The sequence below is a fragment of the Kitasatospora sp. NPDC022856 genome (assembly GCF_055561235.1).
On the sequence record NZ_JBVHHE010000012.1, the window covers coordinates 73,434 to 90,869 of the forward strand.

The window sequence follows — 17,436 nt, forward strand, 5'->3', positions numbered from 1 at the left end:
ACCGCCGCCGTCCTCGCCGCAGCCGCCCACCGGTCCTGCCCGCGCTGCGGGTCATGCTCGTCCTACGGCCCAGTGGGCCCTGTCCCGGACGCGTCCGTGGTCCCGGACGCCCCGAATGTGCTGGATGTGCTGGCTGTGCTGGATGCCGGCAGCGTCATCGGTGCCGGCATCGCCGCCGTCAGCGCGCCGAGGCGCGACAGCGTCGGCGGGCGCGGAGCGCCGAGCCGGGCAGCGGGCTGCGCGATGCCGACACCGGCACCCGCTGTGACGGCGCCGAGGCCGTCGCCTCGACCGCCTCGCCCGGGACGAACGCCGAGAGAAATCGGCGCTCGGACTGGCTGAGTTTACGGGAACGGCCCGATTCGCGGTCCCGGGCGACCACCACCGTGCGCGCCCGCATATAGGTGAGCGGATCGCGGCAGACATTCACCACCACATGCGCGGAACTCCGGCCCAGCCGCTCCACGGTCAGCCGTACCAGCAATGGCTCCGGCTGGTGGTGCAACTGTTCCAGGTAATCGATCTCGTGCCGTGCGATCAGGAATCCGGACGGAAAGAGGGATTCCCGGACGGCGACCTTGTGGTGGCAGAAGAGGTCGTAAATCCCCTCCTGGACGTAGGAGACCAGCCGGGCGTTGTTGATGTGCCCGTTCTCGTCCACGTCGCTCCACCGGGTGGGGCAGGTCAGGACGTGCGCGTTGGAGTGCGGCGCGCTCACGGCTTCTTCAGCCCGGCATCGCCCTGGCCGCCCGCTCCGGCGGGCAGCAGCGCCCGCCGCAACCGGGCGTAGTAAACGGCGTGTTCGGACGCCATCCGGGCCGCCGTCCACCCCTCCTCGGCGGCCTCGGCGGCAGCCTGGACGACCAGGCTGTCCAGCACCCCGTCGACGGCCCGGCAGAGGTCGGCGACCGCCGCCAGGCGCTCGGGGACGTCGGAGCCGCCGGCCCCGCCCCGGGCCGGGAAGGCCGCGAGGGAGTCCACGGCGAGCCGCAGCTCGTCCACGGCGACCGGCCGGATTTCCGAAATGCTATTACCCATGAGTTTCTCCCGAATTAGCTGAGGCATTCGTCGGATGCGTTCGAACGGACCGGTGCGGCACACACGCAAGCGAGGTACCCCCCGGTGCACTGGACGCTATCCCAGGCTGGGCACCGCATACGAGGTTTGGGCGGCCGCAGGGGAAACTGCCCACCATTGGAGTAGTTTGCCGGGGCATAAAATCTGCCGCATCAGCCGAATGCCACCCCGGGCCGTCACCCTGAGCGACCGTCACCCGCTCCAACTGGCCCACCAGCGCGCCTTGTACAACTGCGTACCGCGCAGGGTCCGGGCACCGTCCGGACCGTGGAGTGCCAGGACGGAGGTGCACCAGGAGCAGGCCCCCGCATGGTCGGGGGCGGCGGTGAGCAGCCGCCCGGTGCCGGGTTCGTCGCCGACGCTCTTGATGTCACGCTCCGCGGCCTCGTCGGCGAACCGCACCCGGGTGAAGCGCCCGCCGGCCGGGTCGAACTGCCACAGGTGCTCGGCGGTGCTCACCCAGAACCGGCCCGGCGCGGCGAGCACCGGCGCGAGGTCGTGCCCGCCCGGCTCCGGCAGCGGGATGCTCCGGGCGGCCGTGAGCACGGGCGCGGCCGGTGTGCCGCCCACCCGGAGCGCGGTGAGTTCGTCGTCCCCCACCGCCCAGAGCAGCCGGGTGCGCCCGTCCCACTGGACGCCGTGCGCGCCCTTGAGCGGGTAGACCGCGTGGACGGCGCTGCGCGGCCCCCGCGAGGCGGCGTAGAGCCGGACCCACCCGCCCGCGCTGGCCGCGACGGCGACGTTGCCGTCCGGCAGCAGCTCCACGCTGTGCGGGTTGGCGCCGCCGGTGTCGGCGGCCCAGTAGGTGCCGCCGGTCGCGGTGTCGACCACCGCCACCAGCCCGCCGCTGGCGGTGGTCAGCAGGTAGCGACGGCCGCCGCGCACCCGGCTCTTCGCCTCGTCCGGCATCGACCAGCTGTGCGCCGGGGTGAGATCGGCGAGGTCCGCCGCGCGGTCCGCGCTCCAGGACCACACCACCGGCAGCCGGCCAGGCCCCCGATAGGCCATCAGCTCCTCGGCGCTCTGCAGCAGGAGCACGCTGCGCGATCCCTGATCCACCACCACGACCGCCCAGCCCGGCCGCACGGGCAGGGCCGAGGCCGTCGGCGCACCGAGCCCCAGTGACACGGCCAGCCCTACCAGTCCCACTCGCCACCTGCGCACCCGCACCGTCCCTCCGCCGCCTCGACCCCGGGACCACCGTGCGTCGTGGCGACCGCCGCTGCCACCGCGGCACGCCCGAACGGCCGCCGGGAGCACGGCCGCTCGGTCGCCCCTCGGTCAGTGCCGTCCGGAGATGGCGTCCGCCAGCCGGGCGAGCGGTGAGCCGGTGGCCCGACCGGTGGACTCCTGGCGGTCGGCGGCGTGGTACGCGGCGTAGAGGGCGTGCACGCCGAGCCAGCGCAGCGGCTCCGGCTCCCAGCGGCGCACCCGGTGGCCGACCCAGGGCAGCCGGGTGAGCTCGGTGTCACGGCCGAGGACGAGGTCGCGCAGGGTGCGGCCGGCCAGGTTGGCGGTGGTGACCCCGCTGCCCACGTACCCGCCGGCCCAGCCGAGCCCGGAGGCGCGGTCGAGGTCCACGGTGGCGCACCAGTCGCGGGGGACGCCGAGCACCCCCGCCCAGGCGTGGTCGATCCGGGCTCCGGCGGCGGCCGGGAAGAAGCTGTCGAGAATCTCGCGCAGCTGCCGGACGGTGGCCGGCTGGGTGGTCCCGTCCGCGTCGGTGCGCGAGCCGTACCGGTAGGGGACGCCGCGCCCGCCGAGCGCGATCCGGTCGTCCGCGGTGCGCTGCGCGTACATGTAGGCATGGGCGAAGTCGCCGAGGACTTCGCGGCCGGCCCAGCCGGTCCGGGCCCAGAAGGACTCCGGCAGCGGTTCGGTGGCGATCATCGCGGAGTTCATCGGCAGCCAGGTCCGCCGCTCGCCCCGGAGCCCGGCGGTGAACCCCTCGGTGGCGCGCAGCACGTGGTCGGCGGTGACCGTGCCGTGCGGGGTGACGGCGCGGGCCCGGCGGCCGGCGCCGCCCGGCTCGACGGCGGTGACCGGCGTCCGCTCGTGGACGCGGACGCCCAGACCCGCCACCACCTCGGCGAGCCCGCGGGCCAGCTTGGCGGGCTGGACGCGCGCGCCGTAGGGCGTCCAGGTGCCGCCGAGGGTGCCGGCGATCCGGATGCGCTCACCGGTCTCGGCCGCCGTCAGCAGCCGGACGCGGTCCGCACCGAAGGAGCGCTCGGCCGTCGCGAAGGCCTGCAACCGGGCCAGCTGGGCCGGGGTCCGGGCGACCTCCAGGACGCCGCCCCGGACGAGGTCCGCCTCGATGCGCTCGGCGGCGACGGTGTCGGCCACCTCGCCGACCGCCTCGTCCATCACCCGCTGCATCGCGGCGGCCGGCCCGGCCCCGTACCGGCGGGCGAAGGCCGACCGGCCGGCGAACCCGTTGTAGAGCCACCCGCCGTTGCGCCCCGAGGCGCCGTAACCGCAGAACCGGCGCTCCAGCACGGTGATCCGCAGTCCGGGGTCGGCCTTCTTGAGGTAGTAGGCGGTCCAGAGCCCGGTGTACCCGCCACCGACGATGCACACGTCCGCGTCGGCGTCGCCCGGCAGCGCGGGCCGGGGCTCGGGCAGTCCGGTCTGCGCGTACCAGAAGGAGACGCGGCCGTTGACGGCCGGGGATTCGTCGCCGGAGCGGTCCACGGGAACCTGCCTTCGCTCGGTGGTCTCCCCGGACGCTATGCCGCGGCGGTGCACCGCGACCACCGACACGGTGGCAGGATCCGCGCACCCCGCCCTGCACACTGTCAGAGCCTCCGCCGCCGGCCCGGTCGACAACTCTGGTTACCTCGCGGCATTTCGGCAACTATAGTTACCACCATGTCGACACCCGAGATCACCGCCCCGGAGCGGGCGGCACTCGCACGGATCCTCCAGGGCGCCCTCGGCCCGCCCGCCCCGGCCGCGCACGCCGGGCGCCACCGTTGCGCAGTGGACGCCGTCGAGGTGGCCCTGGCCGTCCTCGACAGCCGCAGCGGAGCGTCGCCGCGAAGTGGCGGCCGCCCGCACCCGGACCGGTCGGCAGGGCGCCGACCGGTCCGGCCCGCGGCGGGTCAGCGCGAAGCGCCCGCTCCCGCGCCGATCGTCGAGCCCTCGATGGGCGCCGACAGCGGGATCGTCTCCCCGGCGAAACCGGCCTTGACGAACTGCCAGGTGAGCCCGTTGATCACGCCCTGGCCCAGTGGCGCGAACCTGGCGAAGGCCGGCTGGCTCAGGTCGAGGTGCGTGGAGTCGCAGGACGGACACTTGTCCCGGACCGGGACGGTGACCGTCTTGCCCTGATAGGTCACCTTGACCGAGATGCCCTTGCACAGCGGGTCGTTGTTCGGATTCGCCGAAGTCCACCAGGTGTGCGAGACCGCCACCAGCATCTGGTTGGACGCGTTGATCTGGGTGCCGCAGGCGCCGTAGCCGGCGTCGTTGTAGTAGGTCGCCTTGCCGGTCATCGGCTTGTTGATCGGGATCGCGGCACTGGCCGAACCCGCGGTCAGGGCGATCAGTGCGGCGGCGGCGAGCGGAGCGCCGGCCAGGATCCTGAGGTTCTTGACGACTCGCATGGTTCCCTCCGATTGTCGGTGCGGACGGCATGACCGAGTACGGGCGGGCCGGCGGACCTGCGGAGGCTCCCGAGCAGGCCGAATCGGCTTGCAGTGCAGTGGAGTTCGGGCACGTCCGACCTACCCAGGGAAGGACCGTATGCCGGACGCCGAAGGGAGGTCCATACCTTTGATGTGTTGTCATGAACACAAAGCAGGAAGCTTTACGAAAGCGGCCGAAGGCGGGACGATACGTGACCGCAGAGCGGACGACGCGTTGTCAGTTCACGCGTCCCACTCTCCGGAGGCCCCCTTGCGCATCCCGTCCCGCACGCCGTCCCGCACCCCGCTCCGCCCCGCGTCCCGCGTTCCGCTCCGCAGCGCCGCCCTCGGCGCCGCCCTGCTGGGCGCGGCCGTCCTGACCGGTGCCACCGCGACCCCGGCGGCGGCCGTGCCCCGGGAGGTGAACCAGGGCTACGTCATCCCGGTCGGCGGCATCACCGACCTCGGCGCGCTGCCCGTCCTCGGCAGCCTCGGGATGGACTTCGCCCGCCTGCTCGGGCAGTCCTGAGCCACCCGCTCAGCACCGGGCGGCCGGCCCCGGCACCGGCCGCCCGACACTCCCGCGCTCCCGCCCCCGCGCCCTCAGGCCCGGCCGCGCACCCCCGGGGCGGCCAGCTCGAACAGCCGCCCGGAGAGCGGGTGTTCCCCGCTCCGGGCGGTGGTGACGAACAGCGTGCCCAGCCCCGGCCCGCCGAAGGCACAGCTGGTCGTCCGCGGTGCCGGGACCTCCACGGTGTCGAGCAGCCTCCCCTCCGGCGAGAGGCAGTGCACCGCCCCGCCGTCCCAGAACGCCACCCAGAGGTTCCCGGCCTCGTCCAGGGTCATGCCGTCGGGCATCCCCGGCAGGTGGGAGACGTCCAGCGAACGGATCCGGCGGCCGACCGGGCCGTGCTCGGGGTACTCGTAGAACCCGATCCGCCGGGTCGGGGTGTCGATGTGCCAGAGCCGGTCCGGCTCGGGCCAGGCCAGGCCGTTGGGGATGGCCAGGCCGTCCAGGATCGGCCGCACCGAGCCGTCGGACTCCAGCCGGTACAGCGGCCCCGGCTGCTGCGGCCCGGTGCGCTGCATGGTGCCCGCGACCGGCCGGCCGTACGGGTCCCGCTTCCCGTCGTTCATCCGGCGGTCCGGCCGGTCGGCCTCGACGGCCGCGAGCAGCTCCGTCCGGCCGGTCGCGGTGTCCAGCGACTCGAACCCGCGCTCGGTCGCGAGGACCGGACTGCCCTCCGTGGCCGGCATCAACGTGCCCGGGGTGACGTCCAGTTCGAGCACCGTGAGCCGGCCGCTCGGACGGTGGAGGGTGAGGACCTCGCGGTCCGGGATGCCGATCCAGTGGATCGACTGGGCGGCCGCATCCCAGACCGGGCCTTCACCCAGGGTGAGGCAGGGGGTGTCGGCGACGGGTTCGGCACGCATGGGCATCTCCTCGGACTGGACGGCGGGCTCGACGCGACGGGCTTCCGGAAGCATCGCACCCGCCGACCGGATCGGCGGGTGCCGGGGTGGGACGGATTCACCGGACGAGCCACACACCGCGGTCGAACAGTGTGACGATCCGATTCCGGAAAGTGACGATCGGGATCGGGTCAGCCCCCGGCGATCACCTCCCCGGCGCCGCCGCGCACCGCCACCCTGGTCTCGGCACTCTCGCGTGCCGCACCTACAGGGGAGAGCGGTTGAGGGGCACCGCCGGCCGAGTGGACCTACTCCGCACCGAGGTCGAGAACGGCTTCACCGAACTGCGCGGCACCGGTGACGCCCTGCGCACCGAACTGCTCGACGCCATCGTCGACGGCCTGCGCGACCACCGCGACGAGATCGTCACCGCGCTCACCAGGGAGCGGCAGTCCGCCGAACAGGCCGACCGCGACACCCGGCGGCTGCAGCGCCGGCTCACCGAGGCGCGCGAGGAACTGCACCGCCTCCAGCTCCGGGCCGCCGAGACCGCCCACCCCCGACCCGAACCCGTCGACCCGCCGGATCCCACCTACCTCCCCGTGAAGGAGACGCCCGTGCCCGAGACCGCCCACGCCGAGGAGAGCAGCAGCCCGTCCCCCGGCATCACCGCCGAACAGGCGCAGCAACTCATCGACCTGCTCGCCCGGCTCACCCCCGCCGAGGCGGCCGCACCTGCCCCGGACCGGCCCGCCGCCGACGCGCCGCCCGTCGACGCGGGCGGCGTCGCCGACCTCATCCCCGCCACCCTCGCCTGGCCCGCCCACGTGGCCACCCTGCTGAAGGCCGCCGCCGTCAACACCGTGGCGATCGCCTGCAACCCGCACACCTGGGAGTTCCTCGGCAAGCGGGTGGAGGGCGCCGAACACTTCGACCAGCAGGAGGCCGCCCACCGCCCCCGCGGCGCCTTCCAGGAGGACGAGGCCGACACCATCCTCTCCGGACGCAGCGTCATCGCCCTCCTCAACGCCCTGCGCACCACCGTCTACGCGGGCACCGGCCAGGACGTCGAGACCTGGGCCCTCGCCGTCACCTGCTACGAGCGCATCGCCGAAGTCGTCAACTCCACCCGCCCGGCCCGCGACGAACACGAGTCCACCCGCCCCCGCATCGTCCTGGACGACCTCACCGCGAAGACCCCCGCCTGACCCCGCCCCCACCGGACGGCGGCACCAGGCACGGCGTTGTGACACTGAGCGCCGGTCGGGCACCCCCGGTGCTGAACACCGTGGCGACGTACCGGCTCTCGGGGTGGCGGGCCGTAACGGTGGAGTTCGGCGGCACGGTCGACGTCTCGCGATAGCCGGAGACCGTCAGCTCTCCCCCCGGAGTCAACGTCAGATGAGCGTGGGCCGCCGATTGGTGGGCGAGCCACGCGTGCGCTACGTGTCGGTAAGAATACTCATTCGATACGCTCGTCTCGCCTCGTTCGGCCGATCCGCTGGATTCCCACACCGGAGTGGGAAGTCGGACCGGCCGACTTCCCACTCATCCGGTGGTCCGTGTCGGGGGCTACATCGGGGTGGCGAGGGGGACGGTGATCTGCTTCAGCCAGGTGTGGGTGGCGAAGTCGCGGGCCTTGAGGACGACGCGGTCGTTGTGGACCTCCACCTGGAGGCCCTGGTTGAAGGTGCCGGGCACGGCCGACTCGCCGCCCTGGCCGTTGTCGGTGTAACCGGTCTGCACGGCGCCGGTGTTGACCACCGAGAAGCCGTCGAGGTTGGCGGTGCCCGGGACGACGCGGCGGACGTACCAGTCGGAGAGGCCGAGGTCCCAGTGGGTGTGGCCGCAGAAGACGAAGACGTCGCGGTGGCGGCCGAGCAGGCCGAGCAGGCGGTCCGCCTGGAGGTAGTCGTGCAGGTAGAGGTTGTTCCGGCTGCCGGAGACGGTGTTCGGCAGCGGGTGGTGGGTGATCACCATGACCGGCCGGCGGCGCTGCGCCCAGTGGGTGAGCCGCTGTTCGAGCCAGGTGAACTGGGTGTCGCTGAGCCACACTTCGTCCCAGAGCTTCGGGTCGTGGAAGTGCATGTAGCGCTCGGTGCCCAGGGTCAGCACCGGGATGCCGCCGAAGACGTGCTCGGAGAAGACGGTGCTGCGGCCGGCGAAGGTGTAGAAGCTGCGGAACAGCGAGTCCTCGGTGGCGCCGTTGGGCCAGGCGGCCTGGTCCAGGGTGGCCGGGTCGCGCCACTTCGGCACGTAGAACTCGTGGTTGCCGATCGCCCAGGCGACCGTCGCCGGGTGGCTCGTCCTGGCGAACTCGGACCGGACGGCGGCGTATTCGGCGTCGTAGCCGCGCGGGGTGATGTCACCGGCGACGGCGAGACCGGAGGAGGCGGGATTGGTGGACCTCATGTCACGCAGCGCCACACCGAGGTCGCCGAGGTCGCCCTGGATGTCGCTGATGACGTTGAAGGTGGTGACGGGGCCACCGGCGGAGGGCCGCGCGGCGGCCGGGGTCGCGGTGACCGCGGTGGCGGTCACCGCGGTCACGGCTCCGGCGGCGGCGGTGCTGAGCAGGGTCCTGCGGTCCACGGGTACGTCCTTCCGGGGGGGAGGGCGGCGCCGTGCCGGACGGACCGGCGCGGCGCCGCCTGTGGGGATCAGACCCGTTATCTCTAAGTGATCACGCTGAACGGACCGGCGGAGACGGTGTGTATACCGCGTGAACGGCTCCCCAAGCGCCGCACCCCGGCGTGGGTCCGGGCCCGGGCCCGGACCCACGGGGCGTCAGCTCAGGGCTGCCGCCAGGAGAGCGGCCGCCTTGGCGACCAGCGGCTCGTCCGCCGCCGCGTCGGCGTCGCGCTGGGTGGACAGGACGGCCAGGACGACGGGCGTGCGGTCCGGTGTCCAGGCGATGCCGACGTCGTTGGTGGTGCCGTACTCGCCGGTGCCGGTCTTGTCCGCGAGGGTCCAGTCCTTGGGGAGTCCGGCGCGGAAGCGGGCGGTGCTGGTGGTGTTGGCGAGCAGCCAGTCGGTCAACTGCCGCCGGTCCCGCGGCGCCAGCGCGTCCCCGAGGACCAGCTTCTGGTTGGTCCGGCCGATGGCGGCCGGGGTGGTGGTGTCCGTCGTGCGCTCCGGTTCGGCGGAGTTCAGCGCGGGCTCCCACCGGTCGAGCCGCGTCACCCGGTCGCCGATGGACCGGCAGAAGCGGGTGATCGCCGTCGGACCGCCGAGCTCACGGAGCAGCAGGTTGTCGGCGGCGTTGTCGCTGTAGTCGATGGCCGCGGCGCACAGCTCGGCCACGGTCATGCCGTTGGCGAGATGCTCGGGCGTGCCCGTGATCGGGGCGTAGCCCGAGTCCTTGACGTCCTGCTCGGTGTACCGGATCCGCTTGGCGAGGTACTCGCCGCCCCGGTCGAGGTCCCGCAGGACGGCCGCGGCGGTGATCGTCTTGTGCGCGGAACAGATGGGGAAGCGCTCGTCGGCGCGGTACGTCACGGTCCGGCCCGTGACGGTGTTGCGCCCGAACACCCCGAGCCGGGCGCCGTGCTCCCGTTCCAGGTCGGCCAGGGCCCGGCCCACCGCGTCCCCACCCGCCGGAGCGAGGCCCGCCGCATGGGCCGACCCGCCCGCCGACACACCGGCGGCGAGTACCGCCCCGGCACCGAAGGCCAGCACCGCGCGACGCCCGGGGCGCCCTGCGAAGGTCTCCACGATCGCATTCTCCTCTTGTTCGGCAACGATCCTTCGGAACTCAGGACGCCCCGGCAGCCCCACCGGTTCACCCGCTTCCCAACGGATCGTCCGACGAACGGCCCCGGCCCGCCTTCACGGGGCCCGCCGGGCTCAGAAGCCGGTCGTGTCCACTACCAGCCCCAACGGCGCGGGCAGGTGCAGCGGGGTACCGAACGGATGGAGCCCTTCCACCCGGGTGTAGCCGACCCGGCTGCGAGAACAGCGTGCGGGTGCGTTCCTGACGGTCGACCAGGAGGTAGAGCGGGGCCCCGAACTGCGAGTGACGACGCCGCTTGGCGGTCCGGTCGGTCTCACCGTTCGACGGCGACGTCACTTCGACGACCAGCACGGTCTGATCCGGCAGGAGCGCGCCCTCCGTCTTCGCCAGTTCGGCGGGTACGACCGCGAGGTCCGGTACGTAGAAGTTCTGCGTCCCGGGCAGGTCGAGGTTCCCGGAACCGGCGCGGAGGCCGAGTTCGCGCATCCGGGGCCCGATCTGCTCGCGGATCAGGTCGACGGCGGTCTCGTGGGCCCAGGACGGTGACAGCGGGGTGATGACTCCCTCGACGATCTCGACGCGCTCACCCGCGATGTGCTGGATCGCGTACTTCAGGGCCTGCTCCGGATTCGGCACCCGGCTGTAGTCACCCGGACCGGCATGCGCGGTGCGCACGTGCTGCTCTCCTGTTCGGATCTCAATCCCCTACGGAACGGTGACAGTTAGTCGCTTCCTCGATGGCCAGGCCGACACGGCCGAAGCACTGAGCGAGCCCCGGTCCGCAGAGGCACCGGAGGAGCCGAGGCACTCAGTAACGTTACTGGGCGACACCGCCCGGCGTCGGCGGCGCTCCCGGGACCAGACGGCCCCCAGGGCCCGGAGGCGGTGTTCGACCGTGGTCGGCCGACCCTCCTCCCGGGCGGGTCGGCCGGGTTAAGCTCACCGTCGTACGCATGCCACACATTCAGGGGGGACCTGTGATCGGCGAACTGCTTCCCGCGGCGGTCGTGGTGGAGACGGCCTACGACGACCCGCCGCAGGCGCGGCTGGAGCCGGCGGAGGAGGCGGTCGTCGCCCGGGCCGTCGAGACCCGGCGGCGGGAGTTCACCACCGTCCGGTACTGCGCCCGCCTCGCGCTCGGGCGGCTCGGCGTCCCGTACCGGCCGCTGGTACCCGGCCTGCGTGGCGCGCCGAGCTGGCCCGACGGGGTGGTCGGGAGCCTCACGCACTGCGCCGGTTTCCGGGGCGCGGCCGTCGCCCGGGCGGGCGAGGTCGTCTCGATCGGTATCGACGCCGAGCCGGCCGAGGCGCTGCCGGAGGGGGTGCTCGACGCCATCGCGCTGCCCGGCGAGCAGGAGCGGAACGGCAAGCTGCTCGCGGACCACCCGGGGCTGCCCTGGGACCGGCTGCTGTTCAGCGCCAAGGAGGCCGTCTACAAGGCGTGGTTCCCGCTGACCGGCGTCTTCCTGGAGTTCTCGGAGGCCGACATCACGCTGCGTCCGGACGGCACCTTCCACGCCGTCCTGCTGGTTCCGGGCCCGGTGGTGGACGGACACCGCCTGGGGGGCTTCGACGGGCGGTGGGTCGTCCGGGACGGGCTGCTCGCCACCGCGATCACCGTCCTGCCGGGGGCACGCGGCTGACCGGGGCACGCGGGTCGTTCCGTGGCGGCCCGGGCCGTCGGGGCCTGGGCCGGTTCCGGGACTACTCGGACGGGTGGGGCCGGATCGGCCGCCTGACCTGCCGGCGGCCGGCCCGGCTCAGAGTTTGAACAGCTTGTCGTAGGGCTGCACGACTCGCACCTGGTGCGAGCCGAAGTCGACCAGGACCGCGCCCTGGCCGGCGGTCTCGGTGCTGATGATGCGGCCCAGACCGTACTGGTCGTGGGTCACGCGGTCACCGGCCTCGAACTGCTTGAGGGGCGGTGGGACCTCGCTTCGGAAGGGACTGGTGGGCAGGTGGCGTCTCGGCGCAGGTGATTTCGTCATCCCTGGAAGTATGCGCCCAGTTCGCCGTCCCCGGCCGCACCGGGGCGCCGAATTCCGGGATCCGCCCGGGCCGCCGACCGTCCGGCGCCGGCCCGCCGCGAGGGTGGCCGAGCGAGCGCGGCGGCCCGCCGGGGCACCCCGTTCCGGCGCCGTTCCCCCCGCGTTCCGGCCCCGTTCCTGCACTGTTCCCGGTTGCCCCCGGCCGCCGGCCGGCTCCGCACCGGGCACCGCCGGCGGTGGCCGCCACGCCCCGTGAGGCTTCCCGTACGGGGTGGGAGAGTTCGGACGGTCGCTTGACAAAGCCGGATCCGGCCGCGGCAGCACGGGACTGGGCGCCCGGGCGAGTCGCCCCCGGTGGCTGGGAACGCGGGGGCGCCCCGGACCGGGGCGCGGCTCAGGCCAGGGCGTCGCAGAGGCGGACGAAGGTGCGCCCCTGCGCCAGCAGCGCCGGCAGGGCCGCCGCGAAGCCCGGCGCCGTCCCGCCTCCCGGGTGGTTCATATGGGCGATCACGATCGCCCCGGGCGGCGCGGCCGCCACCTCGCTGCGGACCTGGGCGGCGCTGAAGGTGGCGCCGCCGTCGCCGTTGACGGTGAAGCCGGCCACGCGTTCGCCCAACCCGGTGACGATCCGGGTGGCGACGTCGTCGTAGTGGGCGGTGCCGGAGCGGAAGAACCGCGGCGGCCGGCCGAGCAGGGCGGTCAGCTTCGCCGCGTTGCCCGCGATCTCGTCGTACGCCTCGCCCACGTCCCGGGTGCCCGCGATCCCGTACGCGGAGCGGCCGGCGACCGAGAGCGGCCGATGCGCCGTCCCGTGGTTGGCGATCTCGAACAGCGGGTCACCGGCCAGGGCCTCGAACTCGGCGGGGTTGGCGTCGATCCAGCGGGCGTTGAGGAAGAGCGTCGCGGGGACGCCGTTGGCCCGGAGGAGGTCGATCAGGTCCGCGTCGTAGCCGGAGCCGCCGGGGCCTCCGCAGGCGTCGAAGGTGAGCGCGGTGGTCCGTGCCCCGTCCGGCAGCCCGGTGATCACCCCGGACACCTCCAGGCCCCACTCCTCGGGCACGGCGTCCCCGTAGCGGGCCACCACCTCGGCGCGCCCGACGGCGGGCGCGGGCAGCGGCGGCTCCGGCACGGCGGGCGGCCCGGCGGCGGGGGCCGGGGCTTCAGCGGGGGACGAAGCGGTGGCCGAGGCACTGGGCGAGACAGTGGGCGAGGTGATGGCCGGCGCGGCGGAGGCGGTGGCCGCCGCCACGGGCTGCGCCGTGGGCTGCGTCGCCGGTCCGGCCACCGCCCCGGCGAGGGGCCGGCAACCCGCCAGCGCGCCGCCCGCCGCCAGCACCAGGACCGTCCGACGACTCAGCCCCATGCGCCCATTCCTCCACACTCCGTCATAACGTCAGATGAACCGCCTGTCTGTTTCTATGAATACCGATCGGCTGACACCCGCAACTCCAGGCCCAGGTCGGCCCGCCGCTCCCCCGGCCGCGCGCGAACCCCCGGCGGCGGGTCCGGACGCGGGTCCGGACGCGGCTCAGGAGAAGGAAGTCGGCCGGTCCGACGTCCTACTCCGGACAGCCCAGCAGCCCCGGCCGACGGTCCGGCCGGGCCCGCCGACCGAGGAGCCCCCGTGCCCGAACCCCACCCCACCGACCCCCGGCCCGGTGATCCACGCCCCACCGGCCCGCACCCCACCGGCCCGCACCCCGCTGATCCACGCCCCACCGAGGCCGTCCGAACCGTCCTGTCCGGGCTCGCCCTCGGGGAGTCGCCCCGCTGGCACGACGGCCGGCTCTGGCTCTGCGACTGGGGCGCCCAGGAGCTGATCACGGTCGGGCCCGACGGCCGGGCCGCCGTCGCCGCCACCGTGCCCTCGTTCCCGTTCTGCATCGACTGGCTGCCCGGGCCGGACGGCCGCCTGCTGGTCGTCGCCGGCGGTGACGGGCGCCTGCTGCGCCAGGAGGCGGACGGCGCCCTGGCCCCCTGCGCGGACCTGCGCCCGCTCTCCGACCGGCCGTGGAACGAGGTGGCCGTGGACGGGCGCGGCAACGCCTACGTCAACGGCATCGGGTTCGACCTGATGGGCGGCGAGGCGCCCGCGCCGGGCCTGATCGCCCTGGTGGCCCCGGACGGCGAGGTCCGCCGGGTGGCCGACGGCCTGGCGTTCCCCAACGGCATGGCCGTCACCCCCGACGGCTCGACGCTCCTCGTCGCCGAGTCCTACGCCGCCCGGCTGACCGCCTTCACCATCGGGCCCGGCGGCGACCTGACCGACCGCCGGGTCTGGGCCGAGGTGCCGGGCTCGGCACCGGACGGGATCTGCCTGGACGCCGAGGGCGCGGTCTGGTTCGCCGACGTCCCCGGCCGCTGCTGCGTCCGGGTCCGCGAGGGCGGCGAGGTGCTCCGGCGGATCGAGCTCGACCGCGGCTGCTTCTCCTGCGCCCTCGGCGGCCCGGACGGCCGGACCCTCTTCCTGACCGCCGCCGAGTGGCCGCCCCCGCCGGGCGCCCGCACGGGCCGGCTCCTGGCCGTCGACGTGGACGTCCCGGCCCACCGGCGGTGAGCCGTCCCACCGTCAGTGAGCCGTCCCGGCCCGGGCCGCCGTGACGCGGCCCCGACGGCGGTGCCCGGTCCACCGGGCGCGCGTCCGACGTGCGCGCGTCCGACGTGCGCGCGTCCGACGTGCGCGCGTCCGGCGGCTCGCCGGTCAGGCCGGGACGGCGGGCCGGATTCCGTCGAGGATGGTCCGCGCGCCCCGGTCCACCAGGTCTCCGGCCAGGTCCGCGCCCAGCCGCTCGGGCTCGCTCGCGGGCCCGGTGACCGATCCGGTGACCTGGCGCCGCCCGTCGAGCGAGGTGACCTGGGCGAACAGGTGCAGCGTCCCGTCGGGCCGGGTCGTGGCGCAGGCGCCCACCGGCACGCTGCACCCGCCGTGCAGCTGCGCCAGCAGGGACCGCTCCGCGCGGACCTCACGGTCGACGGCGCGGTCCCCGACGGTCGACAGCACGTCCCGGACCGCCCGGTCGTCCACCCGGACCTGGATGCCCAGCGCGCCCTGGCCCGGGCTCGGGGGGAAGAGGTCGAGGGGCAGCGGTTCGCCGATCGCGTCCTGCCGGCCGAGCCGGTTCAGACCGGCGACGGCGAGGACCACGGCATCCAGCCTCATGGACCGCAGCTTCTCCAGCCGGGTCGGCACGTTGCCCCGGATCGGCACCGGGACGATGTCGGGGCGCACGGCGAGGAGCTGGGCGATGCGACGGGCCGCGCCCGTGCCCACCCGGGCCCCGTGCGGGAGCCCGGCCAGCGTCGATCCGCACAGCGCGTCGCGGACGTCCTCCCGGCCCGGCGGGGGCAGCAGCATCAGGCCCTCGGGATTCGCGGTCGGCAGGTCCTTCAGCGAGTGGACCACCACGTCCACGTCCCCGCGCAGGAGGGCGGCCTCCTGCGCGGTGCTGAACGCCGACCCGCCGCTGACGGCCGAGACGTTCGCCAGCAGCGACGTCCGGTCCCGGTCGCCGCCTTCGAGGATCACCCGCTGGGTGAAGGCGATCTCCGGGAACCGGCCGCGCAGCGGGGCCAGGAAGTCGCGCACCTGCGTCCGGGCCAGGGCGCTTGCACGGGAGCCGACCAGGTACGTGGGCACGGGAACCAACTCCTACGGTTGACTGCCTGTCAGTTCCATCGTAGGCGGGGCGGCCCGCTGCCTTTACAGACAGCGCGTCGGAAAGGGGCCGTACCCGGCGGGCCGGTCGCCCCGGCATACCGGCGTGCCCGCCGGCCGGCCTCCCGGGCACCTTCACCGAGCCGACCGACTGCGGCCCGGCCCGGCTCACCGGCGGTTCACCGGTGGGGGTAGGGGGCCGGGCGTGCCGGCCGGGTGTCCGCCCGCCGCCGGTGTCCGCCCCAGACCGGAGGCTCCGATGACCGACCGCGACGCCGACACCCCCACCGAGCCCGCCCGATCCGGCTCGCCCCGGGCCGGCTTGCCGCAGACCGACCCGGTCCCGGCCGGAGCACGGACCGAGCGCCCCGGGCCCGACCGGCGCGGCCTGCTCCGGACCGGGCTGGCCACTGGCGCCGTCACCGCCCTCGGCCTGGCCGCCGCCGCACCCGCCGGGGCAGCCCACGCGCTGCCCGACCGGACGATCACCCTGTCCGGCCATCTCCCCACCGGCGCCCCCGACTTCGTCCTCCTGCCGTTCGACGTCCCGGACGGCGTCCGGGAGATCGCCGTCTCCTACAGCTACGACCGGCCGACCGTCCCCACCGGGACCCCCGGCAACTCCTGCGACATCGGCCTCTTCGACGAGGGCGGCACCGAACTCGGCGGGCGCGGCTTCCGCGGCTGGTCGGGCGGGTTCCGCACCGAGTTCACCGTCGCCCGCGACCGGGCGACGCCCGGCTACCTGCCCGGTCCGATCCGCCCCGGTCGCTGGAACATCGTGCTCGGCCCCTACCAGGTGGCACCCCAGGGGCTCGACTACCGCGTCCAGGTGACGCTGCGGTTCGGCCCGCCCGGGCCGGAGTTCACCCCGTCCTACCCGCCGGAGCGGGCCCGTGGCCGGGGCCGCGCCTGGTACCGGGGCGACTCCCACCTGCACACCGTGCACTCCGACGGGCGCCGGCTCCCGGCGGAGGTGGCGGCGGGTGCCCGGGAGGCCGGGCTGGACTTCATCGTCTCCACCGACCACAACACCACCTCCGCGCACGGCGTCTGGGGGCCGCTGGCCGGGCCGGACCTGTTGATCGTGCTCGGCGAGGAGGTCACCACCCGCAACGGCCACTGGCTGGCGCTGGGCCTGGAGCCGGGCCGGTTCGTCGACTGGCGCTACCGGGCGCGCGACGGGGAGTTCCCGCGCTTCGCCCGGCAGGTCCGCCGCCAGGGCGGCCTGGTGGTGCCCGCGCACCCGTACTGCCCGTACGTCGCCTGCCAGTGGAAGTTCGGCTACCAGGACGCGGACGCGGTCGAGGTCTGGAACGGACCGTGGACGTACGACGACGAGTCGGCGGTGGACACCTGGGACGCACAGCTCGCGGTCGCGCTGCGCGAGGGGCGGCCCTGGCTGCCGGCCGTCGGCAACAGCGACGCGCACAGCGCCCCGCAGGTCATCGGCTCCCCGCACACCGTCGTCCGGGCCGAGGACCTCACCCGGGCGGCGATCCTCGACGGGCTCCGGGCCGGCCGCAGCTGGCTGGCCGAATCGGCCGGCGTCGGGCTCGACCTCACCGCCACCGGGCAGGGCCGCCAGGCGGGCATCGGCGAACAGCTGACCGTTCCGGCGGACGCGCCGGTGGACGTCCGGCTCGCGGTCTCCGGAGTGCCGGGCGGCACCGTCCGCCTCCTGACCGACGAGGGCCAGTTGCACCAGGAGTCGCTGCCCGCCGACGGCGCCGGCACGGTGGTCTGGCGCACCACCGCCTCGCTCGCCGCGTACGTCCGGGCGGAGGTGCGCCGGCCGAGGGCGGACGGGACGCCCGGCCGGGGCAACGCGATGGGGCCGGACCTCCCGTGGGGGCCGATGGCGGCGCTGACCAACCCGATCGTGCTGCGGACGCAGAAGCCTTCCGGGGACCGTTAGCGTCGGTCCGGCGATTCCCGGGA

16 protein-coding genes and 1 pseudogene are annotated in these 17,436 nt (G+C 74.5%); 5 read left to right on the plus strand and 12 right to left on the minus strand.

Going from position 1 to position 17,436, the window contains the following annotated elements; all coding sequences use genetic code 11:
- Positions 1–178: 178 nt before the first annotated feature.
- From ACZ34W_RS17045 to ACZ34W_RS17065, 5 genes are all read right to left on the minus strand, one after another.
- Positions 179–718 carry an acyl-CoA thioesterase gene (locus tag ACZ34W_RS17045; protein WP_329486395.1) on the minus strand — a complete coding sequence of 180 codons (540 nt, stop codon included), beginning with the start codon at positions 716–718 and terminating at the stop codon, positions 179–181.
- Positions 715–1,038: a hypothetical protein gene (locus ACZ34W_RS17050; RefSeq protein ID WP_329486396.1), complete on the minus strand. Its 324-nt coding sequence runs from the start codon at positions 1,036–1,038 to the stop codon at positions 715–717. Before ACZ34W_RS17050 ends, ACZ34W_RS17045 begins: the two co-directional genes overlap by 4 nt.
- A 231-nt stretch (positions 1,039–1,269) precedes the next feature.
- A complete protein-coding gene (locus ACZ34W_RS17055) occupies positions 1,270–2,115 on the minus strand; it encodes a DUF6528 family protein (protein ID WP_465604848.1) in 846 nt (281 codons plus the stop codon).
- 243 nt (positions 2,116–2,358) lie between these two features.
- Positions 2,359–3,771 carry an NAD(P)/FAD-dependent oxidoreductase gene (locus ACZ34W_RS17060; protein WP_465605166.1) on the minus strand — a complete coding sequence of 471 codons (1,413 nt, stop codon included), beginning with the start codon at positions 3,769–3,771 and terminating at the stop codon, positions 2,359–2,361.
- Between the two features lie 410 nt (positions 3,772–4,181).
- A complete protein-coding gene (locus ACZ34W_RS17065; RefSeq protein WP_329486399.1) occupies positions 4,182–4,685 on the minus strand; it encodes a cysteine/serine endopeptidase inhibitor in 504 nt (167 codons plus the stop codon).
- Positions 4,686–4,977: 292 nt separating this feature from the next.
- Between ACZ34W_RS17065 and ACZ34W_RS17070 the strand changes: the two genes are divergently transcribed.
- A complete protein-coding gene (locus ACZ34W_RS17070) occupies positions 4,978–5,235 on the plus strand; it encodes a hypothetical protein (protein ID WP_465604851.1) in 258 nt (85 codons plus the stop codon).
- Between the two features lie 74 nt (positions 5,236–5,309).
- On the opposite strand, the gene ACZ34W_RS17075 is transcribed toward ACZ34W_RS17070, so the two are convergent.
- Positions 5,310–6,140, minus strand: a complete 831-nt coding sequence (locus ACZ34W_RS17075; protein ID WP_465604854.1) for an SMP-30/gluconolactonase/LRE family protein — start codon at positions 6,138–6,140, stop codon at positions 5,310–5,312.
- A gap of 281 nt (positions 6,141–6,421) precedes the next feature.
- On the opposite strand from ACZ34W_RS17075, the gene ACZ34W_RS17080 reads away from it, so the two are divergent.
- Positions 6,422–7,327, plus strand: coding sequence for a hypothetical protein (locus tag ACZ34W_RS17080; RefSeq protein WP_465604857.1), 906 nt, complete (start codon positions 6,422–6,424; stop codon positions 7,325–7,327).
- A gap of 364 nt (positions 7,328–7,691) precedes the next feature.
- Here the strand turns inward: ACZ34W_RS17080 and ACZ34W_RS17085 are convergent, their stop codons facing one another.
- From ACZ34W_RS17085 to ACZ34W_RS17095, 3 genes and pseudogenes are all read right to left on the minus strand, one after another.
- A complete protein-coding gene (locus ACZ34W_RS17085) occupies positions 7,692–8,711 on the minus strand; it encodes a metallophosphoesterase family protein (protein ID WP_465604860.1) in 1,020 nt (339 codons plus the stop codon).
- A gap of 195 nt (positions 8,712–8,906) precedes the next feature.
- Positions 8,907–9,833 (minus strand): class A beta-lactamase, encoded by a 927-nt coding sequence (bla, locus tag ACZ34W_RS17090; RefSeq protein ID WP_465604863.1) that lies wholly within the window; start codon positions 9,831–9,833, stop codon positions 8,907–8,909.
- A 132-nt stretch (positions 9,834–9,965) separates the two neighbouring features.
- A pseudogene (locus ACZ34W_RS17095) lies at positions 9,966–10,527 on the minus strand (Uma2 family endonuclease).
- 302 nt (positions 10,528–10,829) lie between these two features.
- Between ACZ34W_RS17095 and ACZ34W_RS17100 the strand changes: the two are divergent.
- Entirely contained in the window at positions 10,830–11,495 is a 666-nt protein-coding gene (locus ACZ34W_RS17100; RefSeq protein WP_329492031.1) for a 4'-phosphopantetheinyl transferase family protein, read from the plus strand.
- A 117-nt stretch (positions 11,496–11,612) separates the two neighbouring features.
- Here the strand turns inward: ACZ34W_RS17100 and ACZ34W_RS17105 are convergent, their stop codons facing one another.
- Positions 11,613–11,840 carry a hypothetical protein gene (locus ACZ34W_RS17105; RefSeq protein WP_329486410.1) on the minus strand — a complete coding sequence of 76 codons (228 nt, stop codon included), beginning with the start codon at positions 11,838–11,840 and terminating at the stop codon, positions 11,613–11,615.
- 394 nt (positions 11,841–12,234) lie between these two features.
- Complete coding sequence (locus ACZ34W_RS17110; RefSeq protein WP_465604866.1) at positions 12,235–13,203, minus strand: polysaccharide deacetylase family protein; 969 nt, start codon at positions 13,201–13,203, stop codon at positions 12,235–12,237.
- A 261-nt stretch (positions 13,204–13,464) separates the two neighbouring features.
- Between ACZ34W_RS17110 and ACZ34W_RS17115 the strand changes: the two genes are divergently transcribed.
- Complete coding sequence (locus ACZ34W_RS17115; RefSeq protein ID WP_465604869.1) at positions 13,465–14,397, plus strand: SMP-30/gluconolactonase/LRE family protein; 933 nt, start codon at positions 13,465–13,467, stop codon at positions 14,395–14,397.
- A gap of 144 nt (positions 14,398–14,541) precedes the next feature.
- Here the strand turns inward: ACZ34W_RS17115 and hemC are convergent, their stop codons facing one another.
- Positions 14,542–15,477, minus strand: a complete 936-nt coding sequence (gene hemC, locus ACZ34W_RS17120) for a hydroxymethylbilane synthase (RefSeq protein WP_465604872.1) — start codon at positions 15,475–15,477, stop codon at positions 14,542–14,544.
- A 277-nt stretch (positions 15,478–15,754) separates the two neighbouring features.
- Between hemC and ACZ34W_RS17125 the strand changes: the two genes are divergently transcribed.
- Positions 15,755–17,413 carry a CehA/McbA family metallohydrolase gene (locus ACZ34W_RS17125; RefSeq protein ID WP_465604875.1) on the plus strand — a complete coding sequence of 553 codons (1,659 nt, stop codon included), beginning with the start codon at positions 15,755–15,757 and terminating at the stop codon, positions 17,411–17,413.
- Positions 17,414–17,436 lie beyond the last annotated feature (23 nt).

What these genes read in the sequence shown, in the direction of transcription:
- ACZ34W_RS17110 (WP_465604866.1), bottom strand. Translation starts at nt 13,203, where the DNA reads ATGGGGCTGAGTCGTCGGACGGTCCTGGTGCTGGCGGCGGGCGGCGCG.
- ACZ34W_RS17050 (WP_329486396.1), bottom strand. Translation starts at nt 1,038, where the DNA reads ATGGGTAATAGCATTTCGGAAATCCGGCCGGTCGCCGTGGACGAGCTG.
- ACZ34W_RS17125 (WP_465604875.1), top strand. Translation starts at nt 15,755, where the DNA reads ATGACCGACCGCGACGCCGACACCCCCACCGAGCCCGCCCGATCCGGC.
- ACZ34W_RS17105 (WP_329486410.1), bottom strand. Translation starts at nt 11,840, where the DNA reads ATGACGAAATCACCTGCGCCGAGACGCCACCTGCCCACCAGTCCCTTC.
- ACZ34W_RS17065 (WP_329486399.1), bottom strand. Translation starts at nt 4,685, where the DNA reads ATGCGAGTCGTCAAGAACCTCAGGATCCTGGCCGGCGCTCCGCTCGCC.
- ACZ34W_RS17075 (WP_465604854.1), bottom strand. Translation starts at nt 6,140, where the DNA reads ATGCGTGCCGAACCCGTCGCCGACACCCCCTGCCTCACCCTGGGTGAA.